Genomic DNA, 3,579 nt, shown 5'->3' on the forward strand with positions numbered 1-3,579 from the left:
GCTTTGTAATGAACGGGACGCAACCCTATCACGGCCATTTTGATGGGCCCCGCCACCTGTTTGCGGTGCGGGTTTATTTTGAGGATACCGACTTTTCGGGCGTCGTCTATCACAGCCGATATCTGCACTTCATGGAACGTGCGCGATCAGACATGCTGAGCGTTGCCGGGATCAACCAGCAGGCGGCCTATGCAGGCGGCGAGGGCGTCTATGCAGTGGCCGACCTGCACATCAAATATCGCGCGCCGGCGCATTTTGACGATGCCTTGCTGGTAATCTCGACAGTCGAGGAAATCCGCGGAGCAAGCGTCGTCATTCATCAGAGAGTCATGCGCGGGGACCAAGTGCTGACCGAAGCTGAAGTCACCGCTGCCTTTCTGACGCCAGAGGGTCGCCCGCGCCGCCAGCCGCGCGAATGGCTGGAGGCATTCGAAGGCATCAAGGCGGGAAGCCAAGGATAGAAAGAAACCAAATGGATTTGTTGATACTGAGCCAGGGCGCAAGCTTTTCCCCCATTCAGCTGTTTCTGGACGCCGACCTTGTCGTGAAGGCGGTGATCATCGGCCTTGCGCTGGCCAGCATCTGGGTCTGGACGATCATCGTCAGCTTCGTCCTGAAAATCCGGGGCATCAACAACCAGAGCGAAGCCTTCGAACGCGAATTCTGGCGCACCGAAGATGTTGACGGCTATTTCAAGCAGCATGGCAAATCCGACCTGCCGATTGCCAAGGTGTTTGCGGCAGGGCTGGCTGAATGGCGGCGCTCGACTGCTGTGAAAACGCCCGACCGGCAAGGTACGCGCGAACGCCTTGCCACCGCAATGGACTCTGCGATTGCGGCGGAAAGCGAAAAACTTGCCAACCGGTTGAATTTCCTTGCAACGACTGGCGCGGTTGCGCCTTTTGTAGGTTTGTTCGGCACCGTCTGGGGCATCATGCGCAGCTTTTCGGCGATTGCTGCCGAGCAAAACAGCTCGCTTGCGGTGGTCGCGCCCGGCATCGCCGAAGCGCTGTTTGCGACAGCGATCGGTCTGTTTGCGGCGATTCCCGCGGTGATCGCCTATAATCGTTTCTCGCACCGCCTGAACCAATATGAAGCGCGTATGGGTCGCTTTGCCGATGGCTTTCACGGCCTGTTGAGCCGTGAGCTGGAGCGGGAATGATGAGGGGACGCAATCAATTCCTCCCCGGAACGGGGAGGGGGACCAGCGAAGCTGGTGGAGGGGCACGCCCCGCCAAACCCTTAGGCTGCTTGGGCTCGTACCCCTCCACCATCCTTTGGATGGTCCCCCTCCCCCGTTGGGGGAGGAATTAATGGCAATGAACCTCAACTCTGGCGGTTCTGCGCGGCGTGGCCGTCGCGGCAGTCGCCGTGCGCCTATGGCGGAGATCAACGTTACGCCCTTTGTCGATGTGATGCTGGTGCTGCTGATCATCTTCATGGTCACCGCACCCTTGCTGGTTTCCGGCGTGCCCGTAGAGTTGCCCGAAAGCCGCGCCAACCCGCTCGACCAGAAGGATGAACCGCTCGACATTTCGATCGACAAGGAAGGGCAGGTCTTCATCGACAGCGCGCCTGTGAGCGCGGGCGAATTATCGGCGCAGCTGGAGGCGATTGCGGCGGAACAGGATGCGGCCAATCCGCGTCAGATCATGCTGCGCGGGGACACCACGGTCAGCTATGGCGAGATGATGAAGGTGATGGGCGAACTCAACCGCGTTGGCCTCAATTCGGTCAGCCTCGTCACCACCGCTGCCGCCGCACCGGTCACCCTGGGTTCATCGGAGGAAGAATAGCCTGATGGCGATGGACCGTGCGGAAAGGATAGGATTTGGCACTGCCGTTGGCGGACATGCGCTGTTGCTCGGCGCTTTTGCGCTGGGTGCCTTCTTTACCGCCGACCGCATCACCAAGCCGCAGCCTATCTCGGTATCGCTGGTGGGTGAGGTCGCCGATGTTTCGACCGCGCCCGATCCTGTGTTTGAGGAGCCTGTACCTGCCGAAAGTGCAGCCGAACCTGCGCCTTCTGAACCAGAGCCGACGCCGGTTATGAAGGTGGAAAAGCCGCCCGAAAAGCCGCTGCCGAAGGTAGTCGAAAAGCCGACCCCCAAACCTGCGCCGAAACCGACGCCGAAGCCGGTGCAGAAACAGGCGGCTGTGCAACCCAAGCCGAAGCAGACGACGCAACCCAAACAGGCCACACCCAAACCTTTTAGCAAAAGCTTTGAGGATGCAGTGAAGGGTGCGGGCAGCAATCCGAAGCCGACGGCCGGAACCTCGCCCAAGCAGGGCACCGTTGCGCGCAAGGCCGGGGCAGAGGTGAAACGCGAAGTGAACCTCGCACTCGGCCCGCAGATCCGCGACAAGATTGAACGCTGCGCACCCACCGGCCTAGATATCCGTCAGATCGAAACCTTTGTGACGCTGAGCCTGGAGCCGAGCGGACGTGTCACTGATGTGCGCGTGGACAAGCAGACTGGTATCAACGACAATAACCGTCCTCAGGCAGAGCCGTTGAAGCGGTGCATAATTCAGGCGGTGCGTGCGGCGTCGCCTTTCAAGGGGCTCGACCCCGACTATCATGATATCTGGAAAACGCACGCCATGCGGCTGCGTGCGACGGGTTGAACGGGAACAGAGATATGAAACCGAACCGATCAATATTTGGCTTTTTGTTGGCCCTGCTGGGCCTCGTCGCACTGGCGCCGATAGCGGCTGCGCAGGAAACTGCACCGCCCGCAGATGACGAGCCCGAACTGGTCGAGTTTGATACCGCCAAAGTCCGCCGCATCGCTGTGCCCGCCTTGGTCGCGCCCAACGCCGCCGACACCCCGGCAGGGAACAGCGCAACGCTCGGCCGCCAGATAGCCGAAGTGATTTCCGCCAATCTGCGCAATTCGGGCCTTTTCGAGCCGCAGGGCCCTGCAGGCATCCGCCCGATCACGCTGGAGGAAGTCACTGCTCCGCAATATGATTATTGGAAGGGCCGCAATGTCGAACAGCTCGTCGAAGGCTTTGTCCGCGTCGGCGGCGATGGCAATCTGACCGTCGGCTGCTATCTATACGATGTCAATTTCGGGCAGGAACTCACTCGCCTCGGCTTCGTCGTGCCGCCGCGCGAATGGCGCCGGGCTGCGCATAAATGCGCCGATGCGATCTATTCGAAGCTGACCGGTGAATGGCCCTTCTTCGACAGCCGCATCGCCTATATCGCCGAGACGGGGCCGAAGGGCAAACGCGTCAAGCGGCTCGCCATTATGGATTCGGACGGTGCGAACCACCGCTTCATCACCAATGGTCAGTCAACCGCGCTTACCCCGCGCTTTTCGCCCAATTACAAGTCGATCCTGTATCTCAGCTATCAGGACGGCAATCCGCGCATCTATGTCTATGATATCGACAGCGGGCGGCAGCGGCTGATTACTGCGAGCAAGAACCCGACCTTCGCTCCCCGCTGGTCGCCCGATGGTCAAACGATCCTCTATTCGATGGCGGTTGCGGGCAACACCGATGTGTACAAGGTGTCGGTCAATGGTGGTGCTCCCGTCAAACTCACCAGCGCGCCGGGTATTGATGTGG

General features: G+C 60.3%; 5 protein-coding genes. All 5 read left to right on the top strand.

Going from position 1 to position 3,579, the window contains the following annotated elements:
• Positions 1-8 precede the first annotated feature (8 nt).
• The gene (locus Q0239_RS15315) at positions 9-461 is read left to right on the top strand and encodes a YbgC/FadM family acyl-CoA thioesterase (protein WP_298604493.1); all 453 of its coding nucleotides are present in this window, start codon (positions 9-11) and stop codon (positions 459-461) included.
• Between the two features lie 11 nt (positions 462-472).
• Positions 473-1,162 carry a protein TolQ gene (gene tolQ / locus Q0239_RS15320; RefSeq protein ID WP_298604484.1) on the top strand — a complete coding sequence of 230 codons (690 nt, stop codon included), beginning with the start codon at positions 473-475 and terminating at the stop codon, positions 1,160-1,162.
• A gap of 151 nt (positions 1,163-1,313) precedes the next feature.
• The gene (gene tolR / locus Q0239_RS15325; protein ID WP_298604487.1) at positions 1,314-1,796 is read left to right on the top strand and encodes a protein TolR; all 483 of its coding nucleotides are present in this window, start codon (positions 1,314-1,316) and stop codon (positions 1,794-1,796) included.
• A gap of 4 nt (positions 1,797-1,800) precedes the next feature.
• Complete coding sequence (locus Q0239_RS15330) at positions 1,801-2,628, top strand: hypothetical protein (protein ID WP_298604488.1); 828 nt, start codon at positions 1,801-1,803, stop codon at positions 2,626-2,628.
• Positions 2,629-2,642: 14 nt separating this feature from the next.
• The coding region (gene tolB, locus Q0239_RS15335; protein ID WP_298604491.1) for a Tol-Pal system protein TolB at positions 2,643-3,579 on the top strand (937 nt) is incomplete at its 3' end.

The sequence above is a fragment of the uncultured Sphingorhabdus sp. genome (assembly GCF_937872355.1).
Classification (GTDB): domain Bacteria; phylum Pseudomonadota; class Alphaproteobacteria; order Sphingomonadales; family Sphingomonadaceae; genus Sphingorhabdus_B.